At 61.2% G+C, this 26,812-nt stretch carries 22 protein-coding genes; 3 read left to right on the top strand and 19 right to left on the bottom strand.

What is annotated here, in order from left to right:
• Nucleotides 1-346: 346 nt before the first annotated feature.
• The 6 genes from gatB to moaA all read right to left on the bottom strand — a co-directional run bounded on the left by gatB (nt 347) and on the right by moaA (nt 8,067).
• Nucleotides 347-2,023 carry an Asp-tRNA(Asn)/Glu-tRNA(Gln) amidotransferase subunit GatB gene (gene gatB, locus ACQRC0_RS06195; protein WP_427728667.1) on the bottom strand — a complete coding sequence of 559 codons (1,677 nt, stop codon included), beginning with the start codon at nt 2,021-2,023 and terminating at the stop codon, nt 347-349.
• Nucleotides 2,023-3,537 carry an Asp-tRNA(Asn)/Glu-tRNA(Gln) amidotransferase subunit GatA gene (gene gatA, locus ACQRC0_RS06190; protein WP_427728665.1) on the bottom strand — a complete coding sequence of 505 codons (1,515 nt, stop codon included), beginning with the start codon at nt 3,535-3,537 and terminating at the stop codon, nt 2,023-2,025. The genes gatB and gatA overlap by 1 nt, the downstream gene beginning before the upstream one ends.
• Nucleotides 3,537-3,848, bottom strand: coding sequence for an Asp-tRNA(Asn)/Glu-tRNA(Gln) amidotransferase subunit GatC (gatC, locus tag ACQRC0_RS06185; protein WP_427728662.1), 312 nt, complete (start codon nt 3,846-3,848; stop codon nt 3,537-3,539). The genes gatA and gatC overlap by 1 nt, the downstream gene beginning before the upstream one ends.
• 293 nt (nt 3,849-4,141) lie before the next feature.
• Nucleotides 4,142-5,428, bottom strand: coding sequence for an MFS transporter (locus tag ACQRC0_RS06180; RefSeq protein ID WP_427728659.1), 1,287 nt, complete (start codon nt 5,426-5,428; stop codon nt 4,142-4,144).
• A 277-nt stretch (nt 5,429-5,705) separates the two neighbouring features.
• Nucleotides 5,706-7,007, bottom strand: a complete 1,302-nt coding sequence (gene mobB, locus ACQRC0_RS06175) for a molybdopterin-guanine dinucleotide biosynthesis protein B (protein ID WP_427728656.1) — start codon at nt 7,005-7,007, stop codon at nt 5,706-5,708.
• Nucleotides 7,008-7,011: 4 nt separating this feature from the next.
• Entirely contained in the window at nt 7,012-8,067 is a 1,056-nt protein-coding gene (gene moaA, locus ACQRC0_RS06170) for a GTP 3',8-cyclase MoaA (RefSeq protein ID WP_427728653.1), read from the bottom strand.
• A gap of 208 nt (nt 8,068-8,275) precedes the next feature.
• Here moaA and ACQRC0_RS06165 point away from each other — a divergent pair, with 208 nt between their 5' ends.
• Entirely contained in the window at nt 8,276-9,622 is a 1,347-nt protein-coding gene (locus ACQRC0_RS06165) for an MATE family efflux transporter (RefSeq protein WP_427728651.1), read from the top strand.
• A gap of 155 nt (nt 9,623-9,777) precedes the next feature.
• Here ACQRC0_RS06165 and ligA read toward each other — a convergent pair whose 3' ends face one another.
• The 7 genes from ligA to ACQRC0_RS06130 all read right to left on the bottom strand — a co-directional run bounded on the left by ligA (nt 9,778) and on the right by ACQRC0_RS06130 (nt 19,097).
• Nucleotides 9,778-12,006: an NAD-dependent DNA ligase LigA gene (ligA, locus tag ACQRC0_RS06160; protein ID WP_427728648.1), complete on the bottom strand. Its 2,229-nt coding sequence runs from the start codon at nt 12,004-12,006 to the stop codon at nt 9,778-9,780.
• A 448-nt stretch (nt 12,007-12,454) separates the two neighbouring features.
• Nucleotides 12,455-13,915: a S1C family serine protease gene (locus ACQRC0_RS06155; protein ID WP_427728645.1), complete on the bottom strand. Its 1,461-nt coding sequence runs from the start codon at nt 13,913-13,915 to the stop codon at nt 12,455-12,457.
• A gap of 208 nt (nt 13,916-14,123) precedes the next feature.
• Entirely contained in the window at nt 14,124-14,786 is a 663-nt protein-coding gene (locus tag ACQRC0_RS06150; RefSeq protein WP_427728642.1) for a response regulator transcription factor, read from the bottom strand.
• 50 nt (nt 14,787-14,836) lie between these two features.
• Entirely contained in the window at nt 14,837-16,174 is a 1,338-nt protein-coding gene (locus ACQRC0_RS06145) for a glutamine synthetase family protein (RefSeq protein WP_427728639.1), read from the bottom strand.
• A 134-nt stretch (nt 16,175-16,308) separates the two neighbouring features.
• Nucleotides 16,309-17,331 (bottom strand): LacI family DNA-binding transcriptional regulator, encoded by a 1,023-nt coding sequence (locus ACQRC0_RS06140; protein WP_427728637.1) that lies wholly within the window; start codon nt 17,329-17,331, stop codon nt 16,309-16,311.
• Nucleotides 17,332-17,455: 124 nt separating this feature from the next.
• Entirely contained in the window at nt 17,456-18,148 is a 693-nt protein-coding gene (locus ACQRC0_RS06135; protein ID WP_427719797.1) for a GntR family transcriptional regulator, read from the bottom strand.
• A 544-nt stretch (nt 18,149-18,692) separates the two neighbouring features.
• Nucleotides 18,693-19,097: a hypothetical protein gene (locus tag ACQRC0_RS06130; RefSeq protein WP_427728635.1), complete on the bottom strand. Its 405-nt coding sequence runs from the start codon at nt 19,095-19,097 to the stop codon at nt 18,693-18,695.
• A 230-nt stretch (nt 19,098-19,327) separates the two neighbouring features.
• Here ACQRC0_RS06130 and ACQRC0_RS06125 point away from each other — a divergent pair, with 230 nt between their 5' ends.
• Both ACQRC0_RS06125 and ACQRC0_RS06120 read left to right on the top strand, forming a co-directional pair.
• Entirely contained in the window at nt 19,328-19,819 is a 492-nt protein-coding gene (locus ACQRC0_RS06125; RefSeq protein WP_304211245.1) for a helix-turn-helix domain-containing protein, read from the top strand.
• A gap of 20 nt (nt 19,820-19,839) precedes the next feature.
• Entirely contained in the window at nt 19,840-20,691 is an 852-nt protein-coding gene (locus ACQRC0_RS06120; protein ID WP_427728632.1) for an IS3 family transposase, read from the top strand.
• 143 nt (nt 20,692-20,834) lie between these two features.
• Here the strand turns inward: ACQRC0_RS06120 and ACQRC0_RS06115 are convergent, their stop codons facing one another.
• The 6 genes from ACQRC0_RS06115 to ACQRC0_RS06090 all read right to left on the bottom strand — a co-directional run bounded on the left by ACQRC0_RS06115 (nt 20,835) and on the right by ACQRC0_RS06090 (nt 26,700).
• Entirely contained in the window at nt 20,835-22,784 is a 1,950-nt protein-coding gene (locus ACQRC0_RS06115) for an NAD(P)/FAD-dependent oxidoreductase (protein WP_427728630.1), read from the bottom strand.
• Between the two features lie 102 nt (nt 22,785-22,886).
• Entirely contained in the window at nt 22,887-23,087 is a 201-nt protein-coding gene (locus tag ACQRC0_RS06110; protein ID WP_117634210.1) for a hypothetical protein, read from the bottom strand.
• A gap of 177 nt (nt 23,088-23,264) precedes the next feature.
• Nucleotides 23,265-25,592 (bottom strand): ferrous iron transporter B, encoded by a 2,328-nt coding sequence (feoB, locus tag ACQRC0_RS06105; RefSeq protein WP_427728627.1) that lies wholly within the window; start codon nt 25,590-25,592, stop codon nt 23,265-23,267.
• A gap of 123 nt (nt 25,593-25,715) precedes the next feature.
• The gene (locus ACQRC0_RS06100) at nt 25,716-25,937 is read right to left on the bottom strand and encodes a FeoA family protein (protein WP_427728624.1); all 222 of its coding nucleotides are present in this window, start codon (nt 25,935-25,937) and stop codon (nt 25,716-25,718) included.
• Nucleotides 25,938-25,976: 39 nt separating this feature from the next.
• Entirely contained in the window at nt 25,977-26,219 is a 243-nt protein-coding gene (locus ACQRC0_RS06095; protein ID WP_427728623.1) for a FeoA family protein, read from the bottom strand.
• A gap of 232 nt (nt 26,220-26,451) precedes the next feature.
• Entirely contained in the window at nt 26,452-26,700 is a 249-nt protein-coding gene (locus ACQRC0_RS06090; protein WP_427719814.1) for an HPr family phosphocarrier protein, read from the bottom strand.
• Between the last annotated feature and the right edge of the window lie 112 nt (nt 26,701-26,812).

Below are 26,812 nucleotides of genomic sequence, written 5' to 3'. Positions count from 1 at the left end.
AATGAGGGTGCCAACGGCACCCTCATTCACCAAATTCCATTCAGCCCGACTGACCAGAACGGCCGAGTCGCCACGGAACCCGGGAGCCCCGGCAGGGCGGGCGCTTGCTCAAAATGAGTTCCCTTCAAAAACAATGGGCGCGCCAACGGCGCGCCCATTCACTCTATTTCCATTCAGCCCGACTGACCAGAACGGCCGAGTCGCCACGGAACCGAGGGGCCGGGCGCAGGGCCTTGCCTCTCAATGAGTTCCGCACGAACAGGAGGCGCCAGTGGCGCCTCCGTCGTGAGTCAGGACTGTCCGAAATTGAGAGGCAAGGCCCTGCGCCCGGCCCCTCGGTTCCCGCTTACGAGAGCGAGGTTCTCAGCAACTCGTTGAAGAGCTTTGGGTTACCCTTGCCGCGGCTCGCCTTCATGCACTGGCCCACCAAAAAGCCGATGACCTTCTGGTTGCCGTCACGATACTGCTGTGCCTGCTCGGCACAGTTTGCCAGCACCTCGTCCACAATCGGCTGCAGTGCGCCGGCATCGCTCACCTGACGCATACCGCGCTCGTCGACGATCTTGTTGGGGTCGTCGCCGGTCTGGGCCATGGCCTCAAAGACCTCATGAGCCTGGTTGGAGCTGATGGCATCGGTCGCCAGCAGCTTGGCAAGCGCTGCCACCTGAGCCGGCGCGATGCCGGACTCGGCGAGCGACACGCCCGCGCCCTTAAGGTAGGCGATCATCTCGTTCACCAGCAAGTTTGCAACCGTCTGGGCCTCCTTGCCAGCCATACCGGCAGCGGAGGCCTCAAAGAACTCGGCAAACTCCGGGTCACCGGCGATTTGCTCGGCATCGGCCGCCTTAATGCCAAAATCGGCCTCAAAACGGGCGCGCTTGGTATCGGGCAGCTCGGGAATCTCACCTCGGCAGCGATCGATGAACTCGTCGTCCAGATCGAACGGCGCCAAGTCGGGGTCGGGGAACAGACGATAGTCGTCAGCCGTCTCCTTCACACGCATGACCACGGTACGCTTGCGGCTGGGCTCCCAGTGGCGGGTCTCCTGATAGATAATGCCGCCCTCCTCGAGCACCTCGGCCTGGCGGCAAATCTCGTAGGCAAGGCCGTCGTGCAGGCTCTTAAACGAGTTGAGGTTCTTAAGCTCGGTTTTGGTACCCAGCTTGGTCTCGCCGCGGCGGCGCAGCGACACGTTGCCGTCGCAGCGCATGGAACCCTTCTCCATGGAGCAGTCCGAAATGCCCAGCGTCACAAAGATGCGACGGAGCTTTTCCATAAACAGGCGAGCCTCCTCAGGCGTACGCAAGTCGGGCTCAGTCACGAGCTCAATCAAAGGCGTGCCGCAGCGGTTGTAGTCGACGAGCGACTCGGCCGCGGCGGTAATGCGGCCCTCGGCACCGCCCACGTGCACCATCTTGGCAGCGTCCTCCTCCATGTGGATGCGCAGGATGCGGATGGGCACCGTGTAGGAACCGTCCTCGCGACGCTCGGGCATCTGCAGGTTGGACGCGTCATAGCTGGCCAGATGGCCGGCACGCTGATTGCCCTCGCGCATGGTCGACGTCATGGACGTAGACAGGCCCTCGGCGTTGGCCGAGGCGCTCGCCAGGCTCTGGGCCTCGGCCTCGCCAAACGCGCAATCGGGGCGCTCTGCAGCACCGCGACCAGTCACGTCCAGGTCCAGGTGACCGTACATGGCAAAGGCGACCGGACCCTGCGTGGTCTGGAAGTTCTTGGCCATATCGGGATAGAAGTAGTGCTTGCGGTAGAACATCGAGTGGCGCTGGATCTCGCAGTTGGTGGCGAGGCCGGCCTTAACGATGCTCTCGATGGCGCGCTTGTTGGGCACCGGCAGGGCGCCGGGCAGGCCCAAGCACACCGGACACACGTTGGCGTTGGGCTCGTCATCGTGGCTGAGCTTGCAGTTGCAGAACATCTTGGTATCGAGTGCGGTGAGCTCGGTATGAATCTCCAGGCCGATCACGGCCTCCCAATCCTGCAGGACCTCGGAAAGCTCCTTCATTACAGCTCGCCTCCCTTCCCGGCAAAATCGGGTGCAACGGAAAGCGCGGGCGCACCCGTGGCGGCATCGGCAAAGCCGCGCTCCAGGGCGCGGGCAAACGTGAGCAGCTGACGGTCCTTAAACGCCGGACCCACCAGCTGGGCAGAAACGGGCAGCTGAGTATCCTCGCCCAAGCCCAGCGGCACCGAGATACCACCGTTGCCGCAAATGTTGAGCGAGATGGTGTACAGGTCGGAGAGGTACATCTGCGTGGGGTCGCTGATCTCGCCAAACTTAAAGGCCGTGCGCGGCGAGGCGGGCATGAGGATGGTGTCCACCTTGGCATACGCGGTGTCGTAGTCCTGCGTGATGAGCGTGCGGGCCTTTTGCGCAGCGTAGTAGTACTTGTCGTACACGCCCGAGCTCAGCAGGTAGGCGCCGAGCATCTGACGGCGCTTGGCCTCGGCGCCAAAGCCGTGGGCGCGCGACAGCGAGCTCTGGTCGGACAGGTTGGCGCAGCCCTCCTCCTGATAGCCGTAGCGAATACCGTCGAAGCGGGCCAGGTTGGAGAACGCCTCGGCCGGGCCGATGACGTAGTAGGCGGCGATGGCGGCATCCAGGTGCGGCAGGTCGACCTCGACCAGCTCGGCGCCCTGGTTCTGCAACTCCTGGGCGGCGCGCTGAACAGCGGCCTTGACCTCGGACGTCAGGCCCTCGGCCTCCATAAACGCGGGGATGATACCCACGCGCTTACCCTCGATGCTGTCGTTGAGATGCTCGGTAAAGTCGACGGCGCAATCCTGGCTGGTGCAGTCGTAGGGATCGTGGCCCGCGCCGGTAAGCGCGTTCATGGCCAGCGCGACATCCTCGACCGTGCGGCCGAAGGGGCCCACCTGGTCGAGCGACGAGCCAAAGGCGACCACGCCGTAACGGCTCACGGCGCCATATGTGGGCTTAAAGCCCACCACGCCGCACAGCGACGCCGGCTGGCGAATGGAGCCGCCGGTGTCCGAGCCCAGCGAGAGCGCGACCTCGCCCGCGGCGACGGCGGCAGCGGAGCCGCCCGAGGAGCCGCCGGGCACGCGCTCGGTATCCCAGGGGTTGTTGGTGCGGTGGAACGCCGAGCTCTCGGTGGAGCTGCCAAAGGCAAACTCGTCCATGTTGGCCTTACCCATGGGCAGGCAGCCGGCATCGAGCATGCGCTGGACGCAGGTGGCGGTGTAGACGCTCTGGTAGTTCTCGAGCATGCGGGAAGCGCAGGTGGTGCGCGTGCCCACAAGGTTCATGTTGTCCTTGATGGCCAGCGGCACGCCCGCGAGCGGGGGCAGCGGCTTGCCTGCGGCACGATCGGCATCCACGCGCGCGGCGGCCTCGAGCGCAAGCTCGGGCGCCACCTGCAGGAATGCCTGGACCCCGCCCTCGCGCGCCTCGATGGCGGCAAGGGAGGCCTGGGCCACCTCGGTAGCGGTAAAGTCGCCAGCGGCAACGCCCGCGGCAATCTGGACAGCGGTAAGGGAATCGAAGCTCTGCGCCATTACTCGCTCTCCCCCTCTCCCAAAATGGACGGCACGCGGAAGTAGCGGTCGCGCGCGCTGCCGGCGTTTTCGAACGCGACGTCGAGCGGCAGGTCGCGCTCGGGCTCGCGCAGGTCATCGCCCATCACGTTGGACAGGCTTCCGATGGGATGGAACGTGGGCTCCACGTCGGGCAAGTCATATTGCAAGACGGGCTCGAGCATCTGGACGGCATCGTTCATGTAGGACGTCATCTGGGCGAGCTCGTCATCGGTCAGTGCGATCTTTGCGTACTCGGCGATACCGCGCACGTCTTTCTCGCTGAGTGCCATAGGCGCTCCCTTCCGCATAACAGTTAAACCGCTCTAGTATACAAGGCAACACCGGCTTGGAGCAGGCGCTTTACCCAAATGCAGCGAAAACGTAACGAGGGCGGCGGTTGGCAGGCGGCGGGCTGGCGGTTCTGCAGCGAAACCGCACCGTCCATAGCAAAAACCGCCACAAAGGTGCCTGGCCCCGTTGTGGTGGCCGGATCCGCAGGATGGCATGACCCGGGGCGCAAACCATCACAACATTCGATATTTTTCGGCAAAATCGCGATTTTCATCGAATGTTGTGATGGTTTTTACTGCTTTGCGGCACGATCCAAACGCCGGCGTCCAAACAGCAGCAGTGCCGCGGGAACCGCCGTCACGACCATACCCGCCCCGATGAGCGTCTGCTGCACGCCAAACGTCGCCGCCAGCCACGGGGCAATCGCCAGCGGCGCCACGCCGGCGAACATATTGCCAAAGCCCATGACCGAGTTGACGCGACCGAGCTGCTCGAGCGGGGCCGTCGTTTGCACGATCGTGTTGTGGAGCGGGTTGACGACGCCCCAGGCCACGCCCAGGGCAATCTGGCCGACGAGGGCTACGCCCACGTACGGCGTCCCCACATAGAGCAAACTTCCCAGGCCCACGGACAGAAGCGCCGCAAGCAGCGTCTTAAGGTTGACCAGGTGCGGCGGCAAGCGGAGCGCGACCACGGCGCCCAGCACCGCGCCCACGCCGCAGGCGGACGAGAGCCAGCCCATCCACTCGACACCGACATGCAGAACATCACGGTAGAAGAATGACTCCAGTGGATCGAAGGCGCCATAGCCAAAGTTCGAAAGGAAAATAATGCAGAACAGCAGGGCGAGGACGCTGTTGGTAAAGACTGTCTTGATGCTGGTCACGAAGGTGACACGGGTGGATTTATTGGAGTCGGAGCTTTGATTGGCAGTACTTGCCGTTGTGCTGCTATCCGCGGGAGCACTTTCGCGCGCGGCGACGCAACCTGCTTGCGGCCTAAAGCCCCAACCGGCGACGAGCGCCAGTACGGTAAAGATCATCATGAGCAAAAACACCGCGTGTGACGATGCAGCCGCCGCGACAAAGCCGCCCAGCGTGGGGCCGACGATAATGCTCACGTTGGAGGACATGGTGATGGCGGAGTTGATGTCTTTGAGCTCGACGGGGTCGTCGGTGAGATACGCCGGATAGGACGTGGCGACGGGCTGGGCGAATCCTATCACAAAGCCCAGGAGCACCGCGCCGGCAAGGACTGTTCCGGTCGCGCTGCCAAAGGCGATAATCGCCGCGCCGGTTGCCAACGTGCCGAAGATACTCGCCCGGAAATGCCGGCACGGACCCCAAGCGTCAAGCGCCGCTCCACCCGCAAAGGATCCCAGGATCACGAAGACGTTCATAAACAGGACGGCCAGCGATGTCGCAACGACCGAAGCGCCGTCCGCATAGGTGAGTGTTCCGATAACACCGATAAAGTAGCTGGTCTGAAAGCCGGTATATATGAGGAAGCGCATTGCCACCAGGTGCTTAGCCTGCGCGGACAACGAAGGGTGAGGTTTTGAGAGAAGAGATACGAGCACGGAGACTCCTCGTTTCATACGAATACGGGCGGTGGACATTCGCCACCGTCTGTCAAATCAATCTATCCGCATGAAACATTAAGGACGCATCAGGACCCTTCTCTCCGTTTTTCGCCCGTCATGAACTACTTGGTAGATTGTAAGGCATGTCACAAAAATCTACCAAAGCAAAAACCACCACAAAGATGCCTGGACCCTCTGTGGTGGAAATGACGTTTGCCCAGATAAAACCTGCCAAAATGAACCTGTCCCTTTTTGGCAGGTTCAGCGCCAAGCCTTAAAGATGGTCTTGGATAAGGTCGCAGATGGCGCGGGCGTCGTTGATGTTGATGGCTCGGGTCGCAAAGCCTGCGTCGAAGGCCTGGCGTGCCAGGGCTTCGTTGCAGGCAAGGGCCAGCGTGCGGCCGTCGACCAGGTCGAGCGAGCTCTTGCCGCGCAGACGGTCGACACCGGAGCGCGCGACCACGATGTTGTCGAAGCCCTCGGTCTTGTAGCCCTCGATGATCACCACGTCGACATCGTTGTAACGCGACAGCAGCTCGCGCGCGGGCATCTCGTCCTCCTCGCGCGTGTCGGCGTACTCCGCCCAGCGCGTGGCGCAGATGAGGCCCACGTGCTTGGATCCGGCTTGGTGATGGCGCCAGGTGTCCTTAGCGGGCACGTCGATATCAAAGCCGTGATGCCCGTGATGCTTGAGCGATCCCACGCGCAGGCCGCGGCGGGTGAGCTCGGCAATGACCTTCTCGACGAGCGTGGTCTTGCCCGAGTTTTGGTAGCCGATAAACGCGATCGCGGGGACAGCCGGTGTCGGAGCTGCGGGCGCGACGGCGACGGGTGCGCTCGCGGGTGCGGCACCGTCAGTGGCCACGGCCTCAACAGCAGCGGCCTGACGCTCTGCGCGGTCCCATACGCCCGAGCGGCCGCCCTCCTTGTGCAACAGGCGCACGTCGACGATCTCCATACCGCGATCAACCGCCTTGCACATGTCATAGATCGTTAGACACGCGGCGCTCGCGCCGGTCAGGGCCTCCATCTCGATACCCGTCTTGCCCGTCACGCCGGCCGTAACCAGTACGTGAAAGCCAACCTGCCCGTCCGCGCGCGCCGGTGCCCAGCCCTCGGGCATGTCCTCGGCCGGCGTCCCCGCCGAAGCGATGGGCGCAATGTCGCACTTGCTCTTGGTAATGAGCAACGGATGGCACATGGGAATGATGTCGCTCGTGCGTTTGATGGCCATGATGCCCGCCACGCGCGCGCAGGCAAGCACGTCGCCCTTTTTGGCGCGGTCCTGCAGCACCATGGCCTGTGTCTCGGGATGCATGAGGATGGTGCCCTCGGCGATGGCGATGCGATGGGTCTCGGCCTTGTCGGACACGTCGACCATGCGTACCTCGCCCTTGGCGTCCACGTGCGTCAGCTCGTCGCGGCGGGCGTCACGGGCGGGTTCGGTGGCCGCGCTGGAAGTCGGCTGCGCGGACGCGTCGGCGTTGCCAGCATTCGCCGCGGCCGTGACTTTGCGGGCAGACATCGCGGCCCTGCGAGCGGCCTTGGTGGCGTCGGCGTACCTGCTCTTGGCCATATGATCATCCTCCGATTTGGGACATAAATCGTTGCGTGCCCTCAATTATCGCGTGTTCCTGCGGTTTGTGGGCCACGGCATCGCGCCAAATCAAAAGTACCTGCATATCATCACCACGGCGCAGGGCGTCGCGCACCGAATACTCGGCATCGCTAAACAGACACGGACGCACGTTGCCATCGGCCGTCAGGCGCAGACGGTTGCAATTCGCACAAAAATGGTTGGACATGGCGCTAATAAAGCCAACCGTTCCCGCCGCGCCCGGAAAGCGCCAATAGCGCGCAGGGCCCGCGCCGGCAGGAGCATCGTTGATGTCGAGTGGCTCGAGCTCGCCCAGTCCCGTCGCGGTGGCCCCGGCATTGATGCGCGCCCGCAGCTCGTCACTCGGCACGGTATCGCTCGCGTCCCACAGCTCGGGATTGAGCGCGGGCGCATGCGGGTCCACAGCGCAATGCGAGCTCGTGTGCTCGTCGCCGATGGGCATATATTCGATAAAGCGCAGGTGGATGGGACGGTCGAGCGTGAGCCGCGCGAGGGCCGCCACATCCTGGTTGAGCCGGCGCACAACAACGCAGTTGACCTTAACGGGCTCAAAGCCCCAAGCCAGCGCCGCGTCGATGCCGGCCATGGTCTGCTCGAGCCGACCCAGGCGCGTGATCTTTCCAAAGAGCGTAGGGTCGAGCGTGTCGAGCGAGATGTTGACGCGGTTAAGCCCGGCATCTTTGAGCTGCGGCGCCAGCTTGGGCAGCAGGGCGCCGTTGGTGGTGAGCGAGATGTCCTCGATCTGAGGGATCGCGCGGATGTCGCGAATAAGCGGAATAATACGGCGGCTGACCAGCGGCTCGCCGCCCGTCAGGCGCACGCGGCGAATGCCCTCCCCCGCCATCAAGCGCACAAAGCGGGCGATTTCCTCGGCGCTGAGTAACTCGTCGTGTGCACGGGGCGCCACGCCATCGGCCGGCATGCAGTAAATGCAGCGGAAATTGCACTTGTCGGTAACGGCAATGCGCAGGTAGTTGATATCGCGGCCAAAACCGTCATGCTGCACGTGCCCGTCCACGCAGCCCTCCCCTCACGCGGCGTTTTATTCTTCGAAAAACATAATACCCCACGAGAGAATCATGCCGATACCCGTACGACAGGACAGGTCGCTTTGAGCAAAACGGACTTTCCAAGCCCATTCTCAACACACAAACCTTGACTCTACAATCGTTATAGGGTTTTCACTACACTGGTACGGAAACAGACCCAGCCAGAAAGCCCCACCTATGGAACACGACCTCACACGCGGCAATGTCCTTAAGACCATCGCGGTCTTTGCCCTGCCCTATATGCTCTCGTACTTTTTGCAGATGCTCTACGGCATGGCCGACCTGTACATGATGGGGCAGTTTAGCGGTGCCGCCGGCATCACCGCCGTGGGCAATGGCGCGCAGACGCTCTATATCATTACCGTGACGCTCGTGGGTCTGGCCATGGGAACGACGGTTATCGTCGGCCACGCCGTGGGCTCGCGCCGCTTCGATCGCGCCGAGACCGCCATCGGCAACACCATCACGCTGTTTATGGGTGTCTCGGTAGTGCTGGCAGCCATCCTGCTCGCACTGTGCCCGCAGATCGTGGCACTTATTGGCACGCCAGCCGAGGCAGTCGAAGGAACCGCCGCCTACCTGCGCATCTGCTTTGTCGGCATCCCGTTTATCGCCGCATACAACATTCTCTCGGCCATCTTTCGCGGCCTGGGCGATTCGCGCTCGCCCATGTACGTGATTGGCGTGGCGTGCATCATCAACATCGCGCTCGATTTTCTGTTTATCGGCTACATGGGGCTCGGCCCCGTGGGTGCGGCGCTCGGCACGGTAACCGCCCAAACGGCAAGCGTTGCCCTCGCGCTCGTGTGGCTTAAGAGCCGCCGCACGAACATCCACGTTAAGCGTAGCGACCTGCGTCCCCAGCCCGAGGTGCTCGGCAGCATCCTTAAGATCGGCGTGCCCGTGGCCGTGCAGGACGGCTGCATCCAGGTGGCGTTTATGTTTATCACCGTCATCGCCAACCATCGCGGCCTGGTCGACGCCGCCGCCGTGGGCCTGGTCGAAAAGATGATCAGCTTTTTGTTCATTGTACCGAGTTCCATGGGCGCCACCGTCAGCGCACTCACGGCGCAAAACGCCGGCGCGGGCAAGGGCGACCGTGCGCGTCAGGTGCTCAAAGACGCCATGACCATCTCGGTGGTGTACGGCTGCCTGATCACGGTGCTGATGTGGCTGGTGGCGCCGGCGTTTATTGGCTTTTTTGCCAAGGACGCTGCAGTAGTCGCTGCCGGCACCGGCTATATGCGCAGCTACATTTTCGATGCAATCTTTGCCGGCATCCACATTTGCTTTAGCGGCTTTTTCGCTGCATATGGCAAGAGCTACATCGGCTTTGCGCACAACGTGCTGGCCGTGGCACTCATTCGCGTGCCGGGCGCGTGGCTGCTGTCGAACGCCTATTCCGACACGCTGTTTCCCATGGGCATCGCCTCGCCGTGCGGGTCGATTCTGTCGGCAGTCATCTGTGTTGTCGCGTTTACCGTGCTCAACCGGCGCGGGGCTTTTGACAAGTTAGCAGCGTAGCGGGGCAATGCGAAATCGCTCTCATTGACGACATCATCAGCGACGACCCCGCGACCTACGTGACGCAGATCACGATGCCGGTTTCCCCAACAAAGTAAGAACCGCCCGGAAGGCATCGCGCTTTCGGGCGGTTCTTCAATTTGGCTATTGATGCCTTAAGCCTGGGGCACCTCACCGGTAGCCAGGATCTGCTCGAGTGCGTCCTCGTCCAGCACGGGCACACCCAGCTGCTCGGCCTTGGTGAGCTTGGAGCCCGCTTTGGGGCCGGCGACCAGATAGCTCGTCTTCTTTGATACGCTGCCCGAAACCTTGGCGCCGAGCACCTTGAGCGCCGCGCCCGCCTCGTCGCGCGTGCGGTTGACGAGCGTGCCGGTGAGCACGAAGGTCAGACCCGCGAGCGGCTGTGCGTCGGCGAGCTTGCCCGCCACGCCAGCGTCGGCTGCGGCTTGCGCGTGCGCGGCGCCCAAATCGACCTCGAGCGACAGGCCCGCCTGGCGCAGACGTTCCAGGACGGCAAGGTTCTCGGGCACGGCCAGGAACTGCTTGACGCTCGCCGCAATCTTGGGGCCAATGCCCTCGCACTCGGCAATATCCTCTTCGCTCGCCAAGATAAGCTTGTCAATCGACAGGAATCGCTCGGCGATGACCTCGCCCACGCTCTTGCCCACGTGACGGATGCCCAGGGCAAACAGCACGCGACCGAGCGGCTGACTCTTGGACTTGTTGAGCTCGGCGATGATTTTCTCGGCCGTCTTGAGGCCTACCGGAATGGGGTCGCCCTTCTTAACGCCCTTTCTGCTGTTGGAGCTGGCATAGGTGCGCCCCGTGTCCAGTCCTGCGATGTCGTCGACCGTGAGCTGGTAGAAATCTGCGACGTCGTGAATCAGACCGGCGGCGATCATCTTGTCGACGATCTCGTCGCCTAGGCCATCGACGTCCATGCAACCGCGGCTCACCCAGTGGAGCAGGCGCTCCTTGAGCTGTGCGGGGCAGTCGATGGACACGCAGCGGTAAGCCACCTCGCCATCCTCGTGGACCACGGGGCTACCGCACACGGGGCAGACCTCGGGCATGTGCCAGTCAACCGAATCGGCCGGGCGCTTGTCAAGCACCGGGCCCACGACCTCGGGGATCACGTCACCCGCCTTGTGCACGATGATGGTATCGCCCTCGCGCACGTTTTTGCGACGGATCTCGTCGATATTGTGCAGCGTGGCGCGCGCGATGGTGGAGCCGGCAACCGTCACCGGGTCGAACTCGGCGACCGGCGTGAGCACACCGGTGCGGCCCACCTGGATGCGAATTTCGCGCAGGATGGTCTGCTTTTCCTCGGGCGGAAACTTAAAGGCAATGGCCCAGCGTGGTGCGCGAGCGGTAAAGCCCAGGTCGAGCTGCTGCTGGAAGCTGTCAACCTTTACGACCACGCCGTCGATGTCGTAATCCAGGTCGCCGCGGTGCTCGAGCGCCTGGGCACAAAACTCGTGGACCTCGGCCGGCGTGGCACAACGAGCCACGTTAGGGTTGACGCTAAAGCCGGCGCTACGCAACCAGTCCAGAAACTCGCGCTGGCTGTGGACGTGCAGCGGATCGGTATCGGCGATGGCATAGATAAAGGTGGCCAGATCGCGGCGCGCCGTGACCTTGGGATCCTTCTGACGCAAGGATCCGGCAGCGGCGTTGCGCGGGTTGGCGAAGGGGCCGCGACCCTCGGCATCGGCCTCTTCATTCAGGCGGACAAAGCTGCCCTTGGGCATGTACACCTCGCCGCGCACTTCGATGGTGCGCTCGCGGTCGGCGCCCATGTGGGCGAGCGCCGGCTCGGATAGGTGCATGGGCACATCCTTGATAGTGCGCACATTAAGCGACACGTCCTCGCCCGTGGTGCCATCGCCGCGTGTGGCCGCGCGCACGAAGGTGCCGTTTTGGTAGGTAAGCGCGACGCCCAGGCCGTCAATCTTGAGCTCGCAGGTATAGGTAACGCTACCGGCACCAAGCGCATCCTCGGTGCGCTGGAGCCATGCGTCGAGCTCGTCCAGATCCATGGCATCGTCCATGGAATACATGCGTGCCATGTGCGTGACCGGCGTAAACTGCTCGCTCACGTAGCCGCCCACGCGCTGGGTATAGCTGTCGGGCGTCACCAGGTCAGGGTAGGTAGCCTCGATTTCCTGCAGCTCAACGAGCATTTTGTCAAAGGCAGCGTCCGTTATCTCGGGCGCATCGAGCATGTAGTAGCGGTAAGCATGGTAGTCGAGCTCGTGGCGCAACTCAGCCGCGCGCGCTGCCGCCTGGGCACGGGTATCGGCCGGCGCAGCGGTATCCGTGCTCGCTGGCGTTTCGGTATCGATGTCCACGCCGTCACCAAACAGGCTCGATTGCTCCATAGCGGCACTCCTTCGCTCGATTTCAAACGGATACAAGAGTACCACCGGTCGCAATGGGGCCGAATAGCAGTCTCAAACCGCACCGAATTGGCAGCGACCGGACCAGGGTTGGACAGTTAGTTCAGATTTGTATAATTACGCGCGCCGAATCGAGCTGAAATATCGGCTTTTCGCCCCAATCAATCGTTCTGAACGGCAAATTAGGTTTGCTTCCGTCTTCGAGACACCCATCTCGGCCCGTCTTTCATTTCAAAACCGCTCAAAACACGCCTCAGACCGCACCCGTTTTATACAAATCTGAACTAACTGTCCAAGCCCTTCCGAACCATGCCCTTGCCATTTCTAAATGATCCGTTTTCCTCCGTCCCCAACGGATCAATAAGAGAAGAGGGGCTGTCCCGCGCTGGCGGAACAGCCCCTCTGGCTTCGATATGTGCGATACAGCTCGTTAGAAACCCTGACCGTAGCCTTGCCCCTGACCCTGTTGGCCCAGCAGTTCTTCCAGGTACTGGCGCAGTTGCTCGTCGGTAATGCCGCCGTTGCCGGTGTCGGTCGCGCTGTCGTTCTGCTGCTGGTTCTGCAGCTCCTCATCAGAACCCAGCTCGACCGTGACCTTTTTCTCTTCCTTGCCGCGCACGAGCGTGATCTCGACCTTCTCGCCCACCTCGTGGCTGCGCAGCGCGATAATCAGGCCATCGGCGCTCGTAATCTCATCGTCACCCAGCTTGGTGATGACATCGCCCTCTTGGATGCCAGCCTTGGCGGCAGGACCGTCCTCGACGACACTTGCCACATACGCGCCGCTATCGGTGCCGAGATTGTTAGTGCGGGCGTTGAGCGCGTTGACGCTCGAAAGCGTGGCGCCCAGGTACGGGTGAACCGGCGTCTTGCCGTCGATGATCTGGTCGGCGATGTTCTTGGCATAGTTGACCGGAATGGCAAAGCCCACGCCCGAGCTGGAGCCCGAGTAGCTCTCGATAAGAGAGTTAATACCCACGAGTTCGCCATTGTCGTTAACGAGCGCGCCGCCGGAGTTGCCCGGGTTGATGGCAGCATCGGTCTGAATCATGTTGGCATAGATGGTGTTGCCGCTGGTAGAGCTCATGGCCGTGGAGCGATAGAGCGCCGAGACAATGCCCGTGGAGACAGACTGCTCGTTGCCGAACGGCGAGCCGATCGCCATGACCCACTCGCCCACGTTGAGCTTGGAGGAATCACCAATCTCGATCGGCGTGAGCTTGGAGGCGTCAGCATCCTTGAGCTTGATGACGGCCAGGTCGCTCGAGGCGTCGTTGCCCACGAACTCGGCCTCGTAGGTGGTACCGTCGTCCATGGTAACCACGTACTGGTCATAGCCATCGACCACATGGTTGTTGGTGAGGATGTGGCCCTCGGTATCGAGCACCACGCCCGAACCGACGCTGCCCGAACCATCCGACTCGTCGGCAGACTGCGAAAGCGATCCATTCTGGCTACCGCTCGAAGCGGCGGTGATGGAAACGACGGAGGGCAGGGCCTTGGCAGAAACGGCCTCGGCAAGCGTGGTGTCCTCGGAGTCGATCGTAATCTTTTGCGTCGATGAACCCGAAGCACCCGCCGTCACGACATTCTTTCCGCCGCCAATGTTGAGCGTGCCACTCATAATGAGCGCGATGACCAGCAGGGCGCCGCAGGCGCAGCCGGCGAGCGCCGTAATAAAGATCGGCAGCTTTTTGGTCTTGGTCTTGACCACCGTGTGCTTGTTTACAACCTGCTGACCACCCAGCGGCTGGCCGGTCCGTGTGTCGTAGGCCTGCACGTAGGGAATGTTGCCGTCGGCAGGCGTCGACTCCACCTGCACGCGCGGCTGCTGCTGGGTCTCGCCAGCGTTGCCCACATCCTGGGGACGCTGGGAATCGTTCTCGCTCATGACTGCGATCCTTTCGTCTAATAACCAAAGGCCCGCCAAACATGTGGCGGGCCATCATTGTTCACGTTGAGTTGTACCCCAATATGCGGGCGAACGTGTATGAGAACGCAATCTTTAAGGAATGCTTAAGTTCTGCTGCAAACTCGAAAGGGATCCACGCATGCGGCAAAACCACCACGAAGGCGCCTGCCCCCTTTGCGGTGAAAAGCTAGTCCTTAAACAGATAGCCCACGCCGCGGACGGTGGTAATGTGCGCCGCGATCTGCGGGCCCACCTTGGAGCGGATGCGTCGAATGTGCACGTCGACGGTGCGCGTGCCGCCGCAGTACTCAAAACCCCACACGCGGTGCAGCAGCACCTCGCGGCTGTAAGCGCGGTTGGGGTGCGTCGCCAAAAAGCTCAGCAGCGAGTACTCCATCAGCGTCAGGTCGATGGGCTCGTCGTCGAGTGTCACCTGGTAGGTAGCCAGGTTAATCTCGAGGTTATCGATGTTGAGCACATCGTCGGCGGTGATGGTCTCCTCCTCGCCCATCAGGCGCTGCGCACGAGCCTTAAGCTCGTTGGGCGTCGCCGTGGGGCATACAAAGTCGGCATGCGCGTGATTGGGCAGGCGCAGGGTGCCGAGCGCCTCGTCGTCGACGATTACCAACATGGGAACGCCGCCGCGGTCGTCGAGCCATTTGGCAATCTGATCGATGCGGTCGCTGCGGATGCCATCGGAATCGAGGATCAGCAGGTCAAAGTCATGCGCCGCAGTCGGCGAATCGGGGGTTGCCAGGCTCACCTCGACACCCAGGGTGGTCGTCAAGCTGCGGGCAAACTCGTGGAAGCGCGTCGTGCGCGCCATGAACAGGGCACTCTTTTCGGACATATCGACCTCCAAGGAAATGAGCTCAATCGTACTGGAACGAACCAGCGCGATTAGGAGTTCGCCAGATAATGCTTGATCTCCCACTCGGTAATCGTGGACTCAAACTTATGCCACTCGTCGCGCTTCTTTTTGAGGAAGAAGCTGTGGATGTGCTCGCCGAGGGCATCCTTCATAAACTGCGAGTCCTCAAACACGTCGAGCGCCTCTTTGAGCGAGCGCGGCAGCGGCGTATAGCCGGCCTCGACCATCTGACGGTCGGTAAGCTTGAGCGTCTCGGCCGTTGCCTCGGGCGGGAGTTCCAGCTTGCGCTCGATGCCGTCCAGACCAGCCGCCAGCGTGACGGCGTTGACCAGGTACGGATTGGCCATGGGATCGGGGCTGCGAAGCTCGATGCGCGTGGACAGCTGCTTGCCGGGCTTATAGACCGGGATGCGGACCATGCTCGCGCGGTTGCGCAGGCCCCACGTAGCGTACTGTGGCACGGAGTCGCCGCCCGTGGTGATGCGCTTGTACGAGTTGACCGTGGGGTTGGTGATGGCGCTGATCTCGCGCGCGTGTGCCAGAATGCCGGCCATATAGTGCTTGGCGATATCGGAGAGGTGGTACTTCTCGTCGTCCTCGCCCCAAAAGACGTTGTTGCCGTCGTGGTCGAACAGCGACTGATGCAAAAACATGGCGCTGCCGTCCTCGCCCGCCAGCGGCTTGGGCATAAAGGAGGCGTGGCAACCGCTCTCGTAGGCCTGCTGCTTAATGATGAGTTTGGCCGTGGTGATGGCGTCGGACATGCTCAGGGCCTCGGCGTGACGCAAGCTCATGCCGTGCTGCGAGCGGCCGGCGGCGTGGAAGGTGTACTCCACGGGCACGGACATCTTCTCGAGCGTGAGCACCGTATTGCGGCGCAGGTCGCGAGCGGCATCGCTCACCGAAAGGTCGAAGTAGCCCACGTTGTCGAGCGGCTCGGGGGTGTGCTCGTCGGGGAAGTAGTAATACTCCAGCTCGGCACCCACGTTGAGCAGGTAGCCGGCCTTCTCGGCCTTATAGAACATGCGGCGCAGGGCGTCGCGCGGGTCGCCGGCAAACGGCTTGCGATCGGGAGTGCACACATCGCAGAACACGCGGGCGACGCCGTTATGGCTCGGGCGCCACGGCAGGATCTGGAAGGTCGAAGCATCGGGGAACGCGAGCATGTCGGCTTCCTCGGGCGTGGCAAAGCCCTCGATGGCGGAGCCGTCAAAGCCAATGCCCTCCTCAAAAGCGACCTCGAGGTCTTCGGGGCTAATGGCAAAGTTCTTGAGGCGGCCGAGAATGTCGACAAACCACAGACGCACAAAGCGGATGTCACGCTGCTCTACGGAACGGAGTACGTAATCGATGTTCTGCTGGTTCATGTCGCTCCCCTTTCTTTCGGGCGGGTTTCGACTGGTCTATATCGCAGATACTATCGCAGAAAAATGTTTCCGCAGGGTTAAAGCGTATCAAGCGCCCAAAAAACGTGCGCGAACAGGCAGTTACGAACGAGCGGCTAGCGCGAGGTCGAAGCGCGGTGTTCGATGTGGCCGGGAACCTCGATGCGTTCGGGCGCCAGCTTTGCGGCATCGCCCACGGTGGTAGTAACAACGTCGATACGCTCGGAAAGGCGATCGACCACGCGCTCGGCGATGGTGAGGGTGTCCTGCGCGGCCGTGGTGACTCCGCCAAAGAGCACATGGTTCCAGGGATAGTCGTCAAACGTCGCGATCTTGAGCCCCGCCGGCAGCGAGGGACCAAGCTGCGCCAGCGCCTCGGTCAGGCGCAGGAAAACCAGGCCGTTGACGGCAATGAGGCCGAGCTCTTTTCCTGCATAGCCGCGGATGGTCTCGTCTAGGCGGCCGACGCCCGTGGCGCCGCCATCGGCCAAGGTGACGACCTCGCCGGCAAGGCCGCGGCGCGAAAGCTCGTCGGTAAAGGCCTCGGCGCGCTCGCGACGGACGGGGCTGTCGTCGCTTGCCTCGGTGAGCAGGCACAGGCACTCGCTGCCCGCAGCAGCCAAGGCGTCTACCAGGCCGGCGACCAGCTCACGGTTGTTAGATGTCACCAGATCGACACCGCCGTCGGCAACGTCGCGGTCGAGCAGCACAACGGGCAGGCGTCCCGCTGCCGCGACAATCGCCTCGTCGTTACCACCGCAGGTATTGACGACCAGGCCGTCCACGCCAGCGTCGATAAGCCTGGTGAGCGACTCGGCCTCCTTGGCGGGATCGTTGCCGCTAATGGCTGTCATGAGCGAGCAGCCGCGCGCGGCGGCGCTGGCGGAAAGGCCCTCGAGCATGGCGCTGGAGAACGGGTTGGCGATGTCGGCCAAGATCACGCCGATGAGGTTGGTACGCGAGCTGCGCAGATTGCGCGCGGCGGCACGTGGGCGATAGCCGGTACGCTCGATAACCGCCGCGATGCGAGCACGGGTTTCCTCGGTCATTTGCCCGGGACGGTTATTGAGATAGCGCGAGACCGTGGCCGGGCTCACACCCGCCTCGACGGCAATGTCCTTGATTCTCATCTGCGCCATAGCGCACCCCGTTTCCCCATTGTCGGCAGTCTGAGCCATTTTAGGCATTTTTTAAAATTCTCGGTTGCAAAACGCTGTAGGTGAACAGCATCGTTTTTGCGTCTCGAGCAGATGCGATAATGGGCTAGATAGCCGAGTCTTTGGACAGCTCAAAATAATCGGGATGTAAGGCGATAACCGGACCTTGCTCTTCGGGCATCAGGTGCAGGTGTGTCTCTGCCAGATAGCTCGCCGCGTCGGTATCGCCCCTCTTAATGGCCTCGAGAATCCGGCGATGCTGCCGACGAATCGGCTCCCAATCTAGATCCTGCGACACCATACGCAACCAGTTGTATCGCTCAAAATGCGTATTGACGCTCTTCATCCAATCCCACAACATGTGACGGCCGGCAATCTCAAAACACGTCTCATGGAACAGGTTGTCCAGGTCAAAGAAACGACGCGTTTCGCCATGGTCGAGCGACTCGGACTCGGCAAGAATCTGATCGAGCCGATGCTTTTGCTCGGGCGTGGCAACCGAGCAGCATTTAATGAGTACGCTTCGCTCGAGTTTCTCGCGCAAGAAACAGGCGTTCTCGGCGCGCTCCATGCTGATCTTAGAGACGTAGGTGCCGCTTTTGGGACGCGTTTCCACCAGCTCCTGCTCACGCAGGCGCACAAAGGACTCGCGAATGGGCGTACGCCCGATTCCCGTCTCCTTTTCCAGACCAATCGCCGAAAGGCGCGTGCCGGGCTTGAGCTCGGCATAGATGATCTTGGAGCGCAGTGCATTGTATGCCTGATCTTGCAAGCTTTGATTATGCTGGTGCTGTTCCATAAAGCCCTCGGATGAAGCCTCGGTTAGTCGAATACCACCATGCAATACTATCGCATCGACACGCCCCAGCTCCCAATCAGTCTTTTTGGGACGGGGCTCTTTTAGCTGCCCTAGCCCGCAGATCGGCCCTTTGCCACAAAAGTGGCCCATCTACTACGTTAACACGGATAGCCTCGGCCATACCAAAAACCGTGGAAACAAAACCGCAGGTAGGCAGCTTGTCGATTTTCGAAAAAGCCGACTATGGTTGACCCCTGCGGCTTAAACGTAGTAGATAGGCCCTTTTCGTGGCGCAGCACTACTGCACCCCAAATTGGCACCCCGAGCCTGTTATAAGTTGCTGCGAAATACGGACGGTTGATGATCAAGGCGCGCTATGCGGGTTGCAATAGCTCGAACGTCCCACGTCCGATGCACCAAAGCGTTTGCGACAGCTTCGCGAAACGCCTCGAGAGGAATTCGATCGGTTTGGACGCGCTCCATCCCTTCGATACGCTCATAACGGTAGTAGCGTGCAAACATAGCCACCGCCCTGTCCACCTGCTCAATTGCGGATATATTTGTCGCCGCCTCGCGATCCAAGTATTACATCCTCGGTATCACCAAAACGGACGCAGTCGATGCCCGGAAAATCATTCTTATCCGCCAAAATCGCCGCAGCGTTGGTATAGCCATCTTTGCCGAGCAAGCGAAGCGTGCGCATAATATCCGGCGTTAGCTCAGAAATGCCGAGATGTTCAACACACTTATGCTCGAGCGTGTGAAAACTCAAGTCCTGGCGAGCCGACGTGAGCGCGTCGAACGTTACGTTGCTGCCTTCGAGCGTCAGCCTGCCATACTCAAACCGGTCGACCTCCACCGTTGCCGAATCGTTTCGCCTGTAGGCCTTCAAGATATAAGACGAAAACCGTTTGCGTACTGATTTATCCGAGACGCAAACGGTTTTCATCTTGATTTGCGTACGGAATTAAGACGCATAATTTCGCTTTCGTATGGCTCAATCGATCACGATGCGATGTATCTGCACCTGGCCTACAACCGCAACATGATTGTGGAAGGCACACAGACAAAAGGCATTTAAGGCTCGGCAATGATCTTTCTTTGATAAAACGCAAGCGGCGGCCGCCCAAACACTGAACTGCCTCCCATTTCTTGGACACGAGAAATGGGAGGCTTTTTATGCGTGTCGACTTGAGAGTGAAACACGACATCGAGGCCAGGAAGGCGGCGATCGGGCTCTTCGAGCGAGGCCACGGCTCCGAGTCGGCGGCGAAGGCGCTGTCGGTCCCGCGCGACACCGTGAGACAATGGCTCTACGTATACCGGTCGTTCGGAAGCGAGGTGCTGCTATCCATGGACGGCAAGCAGACCAGGTACACATACGAGCAGAAGGTCGCCGCCGCCTCCGCCGTCGTCGACGGCGGCATGAGCAAGCGGGACGCCATGGAGGCGTTCGGGGTCATGTCCCTGGCGCCGCTCAAGAGATGGTGCGCGCTCTACCGCGAGGGCGGCGCCGAGGCGCTCAGGCCCAGGCCCAAGGGCCGGCCGAGCGGTTCCAAGGCGAGGCCGCGCACGCGCGAGCAGGAGCTCGAGGAGCGCTGCCGAAGGCTCGAGACCGAGGTGGCCTACCTAAAAAAATTGCGTGCCCTGGTCGAGAGGGACGGACTCTGACCAGGGCGAAGGTCGAGGCCGTGAGCGCCCTGCGCGAAGAGGGGTACGGGCTGGGGTGCCTGCTGGAGTGCGCCGGCCTGGCGAGGTCGAGCTACTACTACGCGCTGTCGCACCCGAAGGCTCCCACCAGGCCCGAGCTCTGGGAGGCCGCCGCCGAGATATTCTCGCGCACGGCCAACGGGTGCGGCCACAGGCAGATCGCCATGTGCCTGCGCGCCGAGCAGGGCGTGCGCATAGCCTACAAGACCGTGCTGAAGATGATGCGCGAGATGGGCATCAGCTGCGGGATCCGCCGCGAGACCGACTACCACAGGTACAACTCGTACAGGGGCAAGGTCGGAAAGACCTTCGAGAACGTCATCGGGCGCGACTTCGCCGCCGACGGGCCGTGGGAAAAGATGGGCACCGACGTCACCGAGTTCAAACAGCCCTGGGGCAAGGCCTACTTCGCGCCGGTCTACGACTTCGGCAGCAAGGAGATCGTCGCCTGGTCCACGTCGCTGCACCCCAACATGGCTCAGCAGCACGAGCTGCTCGACCAGCTCGTGTCCAAGAAGCCCAAGGGCTCCAGGCCGATCCTGCACTCGGACATGGGCTGGCAGTACCAGCAGGCCGGTTGGTGCAGACGGTTGGAGGAGGCCGGCGTGGTGCAGAGCATGTCCCGGAAGGGCAACTGCATCGACAACGGCGCGACGGAGCAGGTGTTCGGCCACATCAAGGACGAGTTCTTCCGCGGAAGGACGTGGCCCGACTTCGAGTCCTTCAAGGCGGACCTGGACGCGTACGTCGCCCATTGGAACACGAGGCGAAGGCAGGTTAAACTGAAGGGGCTGACCCCGGAGGAGTTCCGGAACCAGCCCCTTGCGGCGTAGTTCTTATTTAAGCCGTCCAAGTTTTGGGGTGCAGTTCACACGGGACGGCCGCCGCTTGCGTTTTATCAAATGGTGCAATGGGGTCAGGTTCACATGCACCAAGTTGGTGCAAAGCAACCTGTCCCCATGCAACAAGGGGTTGACTAGAGCTCGCAGGCGACCTTGTAGCCATCGCCGATGGCGTCGCGAATGTTGCCGCACTTGTTGGCATCGCCCAGCACGTGAGTGGTAACGCCGGCTGCCGCCAGGTCGTCGGCCAGCTTGGTATTGGGACGATAGCCCATAGCAAGCACCAGCGTATCGGCACCGGCGATGGTGTGGACCTCGCCGTCCTTCTCGTAGCTGATAGTGTCCTCGGTAATCTCGGTCACCTTGGCCTCGGTCAGCACGTGAACGCCCTTTGAGAGCATGCGCGTGATGAGCACCGCGCGACCGGCACCACCCTCGTTGGCGGCGAGCGTCTTGGTCATCTCGATGACGGTGACGTCGCGGTTGGCCGGCGACAGGTCGTTGACCAACGGGGCCAGGTAATCGGCCGTCTCGCAGCCAACGGTGCCGCCACCCACGATGACGATCTTCTTGCCCGGGAAAGCCTTGCCGCCCAACAGGTCGTCAGCCGTCATAACCTGCTTAAAGCCCTGCATGAAGGCCGGAGCGATAGGCTCGGCGCCATAGGCCAGGATGACCTCGTAGCCGGCGTAGTCACGCTGAATGTCCTCGGCAGTAAGCTCGGTGCCAAAGACGCACTTTACGCCGGCCTCGGCCAGGCGACGGTACTGATACTTGATCACGCGGGTGAGTTCCTGCTTTGCCGGCGGAACGGCTGCGATGCGCATCTCGCCGCCCGGCTCGTCCTGCTTATCCACCAGCACCACGTTATGACCGCGTTTGGCGGCAATGTAGGCTGCCTCCATGCCCGCGGGGCCGGCGCCCACAACCAGTACGTTCTTGGCCTCGGCGGCGGGCTCGTAGCCAGCCTCGTCGCGCTCCACGTCCGGGTTGACGGTGCAGGAGATGCGCTTGCCAAACATAATGCCGTTCAGGCAACGCAGGCAACCGATGCAGGGACGGATCTCGTCGGCGTTGCCAGCGGCTGCCTTGTTACAGAACTCGGCATCGCACAGATTGGCGCGGCCCATCATACAGATGTCGGCCGCGCCGTCCTCGATCAGCTCCTCGGCGATCCAGGCCTCGTTAATGCGTCCGACGGTGGCGACGGGAATGTTGACGTGCTTTTTAATCTCGCGCGAGCAGGCGGAGTGCGAGGCCTGCTGGGTACCGGCGGCGGGAATCGCGGAGCCACGCTTGATGGTGGTGCCGCCCGACACGTGAATCATGTCGACGCCGGCCTTTTCCAGGCGACGCGAGACGTAGATCATGTCGTTGAGGGTCAGGCCGCCATCGGTGTACTCATCGCCCGAGATGCGGACGTCGATGATAAAGTCCTTGCCGCAGCGCTCGCGAATCTCGGCGATGACCTCGAGCAAGAAGCGCATGCGAGCGTCGAGCGAGCCGCCGTACTCGTCGGTACGCTTGTTGTAAAGCGGAGTCAAAAAGCCGCCGAGCATGCCGTGGGCGTGTGCCGCATGGACCTCGACGCCATCGACACCGGCCTTCTGCATACGTACGGCAGCGTCGCCAAACTGATGCGTGAGCTCGTGAATCTCATCGACCGTGATAGGACGCGGTGCCTCGCGGGCATAGGACGGGCCCACAAAGGACGGAGCGATCAGGCGCGGCGTGCCCGGAACGTTAAAGGCCATGTAGGCGGGGTGGAAGAGCTGCGGCATGATCTTGCAGCCATACTCGTGGACGGCCGCGGCGAGCTTTTCCCAGCCGGGGATAAACGTGTCGTCGTAGCAGCACATGTCACCCGGCAGATAGGTATAGGTGGGCTCAACCGTCACGACCTCGGTAATGATGAGGCCCACGCCGCCCTTGGCACGGGCACGGTAATGATCGACCAAGTCGTCGGTCACATAGCCGTGATCGGCCAGGTTGGTGGACACCGGCGGCATAAAGACGCGGTTCTTGACCTCGGTCGTACCGACCTTGATCGGGCTAAAGAGCATCGGGTAGGCACAGGACTCCATACAGGCTTCCTTTCGTTTAAGCCGCTCGGCGGCAGTTGCTAACACACCTATCGTATCAGCAACTGCCGTATCTGCAGTCATACATGCCCAAGCGCCGTTCTACTAATGAATACCGCGGCCCAAGTCTTCGGCGATTTTGTCCACGCCCTTAAGTGCGGCGCACGTCTTTTTGTTGGAGCAATGTCCTGTGCAAACGCCACCCTGAGCACAGTCGGCACAGGTGCCCTTGCGGTAGATGCGCACGCATACCGCGACAAACGCAATACCGATAACAGCCAGAACAACAATATCGATAGGTGCCATAGCAAGCCTCCTCTAGTTAACCATCACTTACTTTACCCCATTTCCACCTGCCAAAAAGGGACAGGTTTATTTTGGTCGGTTTTATCTGCGGAAACGCCACATCTCCCCCACCGCCAAAAAGCCCGAGTGTCGCTGGGACACCCGGGCTCGTGGAAAGGGGCTAATCCTTATTCGGACTTAAGCGGAAACTGCGGCGGAAGCAGTGTTGGTCTCGTCCTCGTCGGTCCATGCATGCGCAGGGATAGGGCGAAAGATCTGGAAGAGCATCGCAACCAGCAGAACGATGGCCACAATCGTCCAGATACCAAACTGTCCCAACACAAACAGGTTGTAGAACTGGTTGATGAACAGGCCGATCACCCAAGCGAAGGCGCACTCGTAACCGATGGCAATCGCGGTCCACTTGCCGGAGTCCATCTGGTTGCGGATAGTACCCATGGCGGCAAAACACGGAGCGCACAGCAGGTTGAACGCGCCAAAGGCAACGCAAGCGCCCATGGTGGGGAACATACCGGCAAACGCAGTCCACAGGCTCGGGTCGGTCTCGGCGGCGTCAGCCACGGACAGCAGCGAGCCGGCGGTGGCGACGACGTTCTCCTTAGCCACAAGGCCCGAGACGGTCAGCGCAGTTGCCTGCCAGGTGCTAAAGCCGAGCGGAGCGAAGATCCAAGCGACCAGGTTACCGAGCATGGCAAGCACGGAGTAGTCCATGAACTCCTCGGGGATGCCGTCCATTGCAGGCAGGAAGCCAAAGGAACCGTTGTAGCTTCCAAAGTTGGAGAGAAACCAAACCACGACGGTGGATGCGAAGATGACTGTGCCGGCCTTCTTGATAAAGGCCCAGCAGCGCTCCCACACGTGCCGTGCCCAAGAGCGGATCGCCGGGAAGTGGTAGGCAGGAAGCTCCATAACGAACGGCGTCGGGCGACCGGCGAAGAGCTTGGTCTTCTTGAGCATAAGGCCCGAGGCGATGACGGCGAAGACGCCCAGGAAGTAGAAGAGCGGGCTGATCCACGCGGCGGTGGTGGAAGAATCGCCGATGATGGAACCCATGAGCAGGGCGATGATCGGCAGCTTGGCGCCACAGGGAATAAACGTGGTGGTCATGACCGTCATGCGGCGGTCCTTCTCGTTCTCGATGGTCTTGGTGGCCATGACGCCGGGGACGCCACAGCCCGAGGACACGAGCATGGGGATAAAGGACTTACCGGACAGGCCAAAGCGGCGGAACACGCGGTCCATGATGAAGGCGACGCGGGCCATATAGCCGCAGTCCTCCAGGAAGGACAGCATGACAAACAGCAGGAACATCTGCGGGACGAAGCCGAAGATAGCGCCCAAACCGCCGACGATGCCGTCGCAGACCAGCGAATCGACCAAGCCACCGTCCTCGGTGCCGCCCGCCACAAGGGCGTCGTGCACCACGGTGGTGATGCCGGGGACATAGGGGCCGTACTGTGCCGGGTCGACCGAGTCGGCATCGTCGCCCGCAGCCTCGACGGCTGCATCGTAGGCGTCGCGGCCCTGACCGAGCACATACCAACCGTCGGTACCAAAGAGCTGGTCGTTGGTGAAGTCGGTCACCGTGCCGCCTAAGGTGGAAACGGCGATGTAGTACACGCAGAACATGATGACCACAAAGATCGGCAGGCCCAGGATACGGTTGGTAACCACACGGTCGATCTTCTCGGAGGTGCTCATCTTGGCCGGAGCCTTGGTGAGGCACTCGTCGATGATGTGCGCGATGACGCCATAGCGCTCACCGGTGATGATGGACTCGGCGTCGTCATCGCAGTCCTGCTCGCACTGGGCGACCAGCTCTTCCACGCGAGCGGCCTTCTCCTTGGTGAGGTTGATGAGCTTGCAGGCGTCCGCATCACGCTCGAACAGCTTGACCGCGTAGTAGCGACGCTTGTTGGCGGGAACGCTCGCCGGCAGGTTGTTTTCGATGTGGTCCAGAACGTCCTCGATGGAGGAATCGAACTTGTGCTCCGGCACCTGGCCCTTGGAAGCAGCGGACTTCTTAACCTGCTCGAACAGCTCCTTAATACCCTTGTTCTTAAGGGCCGAAATCATCATGACCGGACAGCCGAGCTTCTTGGAGAGCTTGTCCGTGTCGATCTTGTCGCCGTTCTTCTCGACCAAGTCGGCCATGTTAAGGGCGACGACCACGGGTAGGCCGGTCTCGATAACCTGAAGCGCCAGGTACAGGTTGCGCTCGAGGTTGGTGGCGTCGACCACCTGAACGACGACATCGGGCTCGCCGCCCATGAGGTAATCGCGTGAGCATTGCTCCTCGGGGCTGTAGGGGGAAAGCGAGTAGATGCCGGGGAGGTCCGTGATGGTAACGTTCTTGTCGCTTAGGAGCTTGGCCTCCTTTTTCTCAACCGTGACGCCGGGCCAGTTGCCAACGTAGCCGTTGGCGCCGGTGATCAGGTTGAAAAGCGTGGTCTTGCCGCAGTTGGGGTTACCCGCCAGCGCGACATGGATCTGAGAATCCGCCATTCAATCCTTCTTCCTTGTGAGCCCGCGCTGCTTTCTCCGCGCAGGCTGGATAATGTGCTTCAAAGTTGCTGCATTAAGTTAGAAATCTCTAACTTTATCTGCAGAAATATACGCCGTGGGCCCTTACTGGACCTCGACAACGGCCGCCTCCTCCTTGCGGATGGAAAGCTCGTAGCCGCGTACGTTGAGCTCGACCGGATCACCGAGCGGTGCAACCTTCACGACCTTGAACGAAGTGCCCTTGATGAGCCCCAGGTCCATAAGGTGGCGGCGAAGCGCACCCTCACCGTGAAGCTTGACGATGGTAGAGCTCTCGCCCACCTTAACGTCACCCAACGTCTTCATCCTCTTATCCCCCTTTCGGATTTTATGAAATGCTGCAGATTAACCGACGGTCATGATGTGCATGGCAACCTTGGAATCGATGCCAAAGCGTGCGCCCAGCACCGTGACGATGATATTGGCGCCACTCGAGCTCACCACGTGGATCTCGCTGCCCTCGACAAAGCCGAGGTCCCTGAGACGGTGCTTTATGTCCTCATTGCCCTTTACACGAGACACGTGCACGGTTTCGCCCGCTTTTACCATCGAAAGCGGCATGGCCGGCATCTGCGGTCCGCAAGACATGAGTGAGCTCCTAACATCGGTTCGTCCTCAACATCGACGCGATAAAAGTTAACCGCGTCTATGTTCGAACTAGTAAACTAACACGCGGTTAACTTTTTGGAAAGAATCTCTATTCAGTTTTCAAAAAAGTTTCCCACATTAAACAAAGGCACCGCAAAGACGGTCTCTTTGCGGTGCCTTGTCATACCAATGTATGCAACAGAGGGGACTCTCCTTTTTCACATTGTTACGCTTAGAGCGAGAGGTTTCTGATCGACGTGACGCACGAGGCCTCATCCACGCCCGAAACACGAAAGACAACGCTCTCACCGCACTCACCATAGAGGGCCATGAGTCCCATGATATCGCGGCCATCCGTGTGGCGATCGCCGATGCTGACCGACACGTCACTACGATGTTTGGCGATAATGTCATAGAGAAGCGCAACCGGGCGGGCATGTAGTCCCAACGGATCTTTAATCGTCTTTGTAAACTCGACCATGTCCCCTCCCGCAGCATCGCACATTTGGCCGGCCAAACCCAGCCACGTGGTAGTTATTGTAGCGTTAGATGCTTGTCGAGAGCGGGACGGAAACCACATCCCACTTCGAGTG

It is taken from the genome of Collinsella sp. SGI.033, from assembly GCF_050315135.1.
Taxonomy (GTDB): domain Bacteria; phylum Actinomycetota; class Coriobacteriia; order Coriobacteriales; family Coriobacteriaceae; genus Collinsella.
The sequence above is the reverse complement of the archived record's forward strand: the minus strand, read 5'-3'. Positions and strand labels throughout refer to the sequence as shown.

What these genes read in the sequence shown, in the direction of transcription:
- ACQRC0_RS06165 (WP_427728651.1), top strand. Translation starts at nt 8,276, where the DNA reads ATGGAACACGACCTCACACGCGGCAATGTCCTTAAGACCATCGCGGTC.
- ligA (WP_427728648.1), bottom strand. Translation starts at nt 12,006, where the DNA reads ATGGAGCAATCGAGCCTGTTTGGTGACGGCGTGGACATCGATACCGAA.
- ACQRC0_RS06090 (WP_427719814.1), bottom strand. Translation starts at nt 26,700, where the DNA reads ATGGTCGAGTTTACAAAGACGATTAAAGATCCGTTGGGACTACATGCC.
- ACQRC0_RS06135 (WP_427719797.1), bottom strand. Translation starts at nt 18,148, where the DNA reads ATGGAACAGCACCAGCATAATCAAAGCTTGCAAGATCAGGCATACAAT.
- mobB (WP_427728656.1), bottom strand. Translation starts at nt 7,007, where the DNA reads ATGGCCAAGAGCAGGTACGCCGACGCCACCAAGGCCGCTCGCAGGGCC.
- ACQRC0_RS06150 (WP_427728642.1), bottom strand. Translation starts at nt 14,786, where the DNA reads ATGTCCGAAAAGAGTGCCCTGTTCATGGCGCGCACGACGCGCTTCCAC.
- feoB (WP_427728627.1), bottom strand. Translation starts at nt 25,592, where the DNA reads ATGGCGGATTCTCAGATCCATGTCGCGCTGGCGGGTAACCCCAACTGC.
- ACQRC0_RS06140 (WP_427728637.1), bottom strand. Translation starts at nt 17,331, where the DNA reads ATGGCGCAGATGAGAATCAAGGACATTGCCGTCGAGGCGGGTGTGAGC.
- ACQRC0_RS06145 (WP_427728639.1), bottom strand. Translation starts at nt 16,174, where the DNA reads ATGAACCAGCAGAACATCGATTACGTACTCCGTTCCGTAGAGCAGCGT.
- ACQRC0_RS06100 (WP_427728624.1), bottom strand. Translation starts at nt 25,937, where the DNA reads ATGAAGACGTTGGGTGACGTTAAGGTGGGCGAGAGCTCTACCATCGTC.
- ACQRC0_RS06155 (WP_427728645.1), bottom strand. Translation starts at nt 13,915, where the DNA reads ATGAGCGAGAACGATTCCCAGCGTCCCCAGGATGTGGGCAACGCTGGC.
- ACQRC0_RS06130 (WP_427728635.1), bottom strand. Translation starts at nt 19,097, where the DNA reads ATGAAAACCGTTTGCGTCTCGGATAAATCAGTACGCAAACGGTTTTCG.
- gatB (WP_427728667.1), bottom strand. Translation starts at nt 2,023, where the DNA reads ATGAAGGAGCTTTCCGAGGTCCTGCAGGATTGGGAGGCCGTGATCGGC.
- ACQRC0_RS06115 (WP_427728630.1), bottom strand. Translation starts at nt 22,784, where the DNA reads ATGGAGTCCTGTGCCTACCCGATGCTCTTTAGCCCGATCAAGGTCGGT.
- ACQRC0_RS06125 (WP_304211245.1), top strand. Translation starts at nt 19,328, where the DNA reads ATGCGTGTCGACTTGAGAGTGAAACACGACATCGAGGCCAGGAAGGCG.
- ACQRC0_RS06095 (WP_427728623.1), bottom strand. Translation starts at nt 26,219, where the DNA reads ATGTCTTGCGGACCGCAGATGCCGGCCATGCCGCTTTCGATGGTAAAA.
- gatC (WP_427728662.1), bottom strand. Translation starts at nt 3,848, where the DNA reads ATGGCACTCAGCGAGAAAGACGTGCGCGGTATCGCCGAGTACGCAAAG.
- gatA (WP_427728665.1), bottom strand. Translation starts at nt 3,537, where the DNA reads ATGGCGCAGAGCTTCGATTCCCTTACCGCTGTCCAGATTGCCGCGGGC.
- ACQRC0_RS06110 (WP_117634210.1), bottom strand. Translation starts at nt 23,087, where the DNA reads ATGGCACCTATCGATATTGTTGTTCTGGCTGTTATCGGTATTGCGTTT.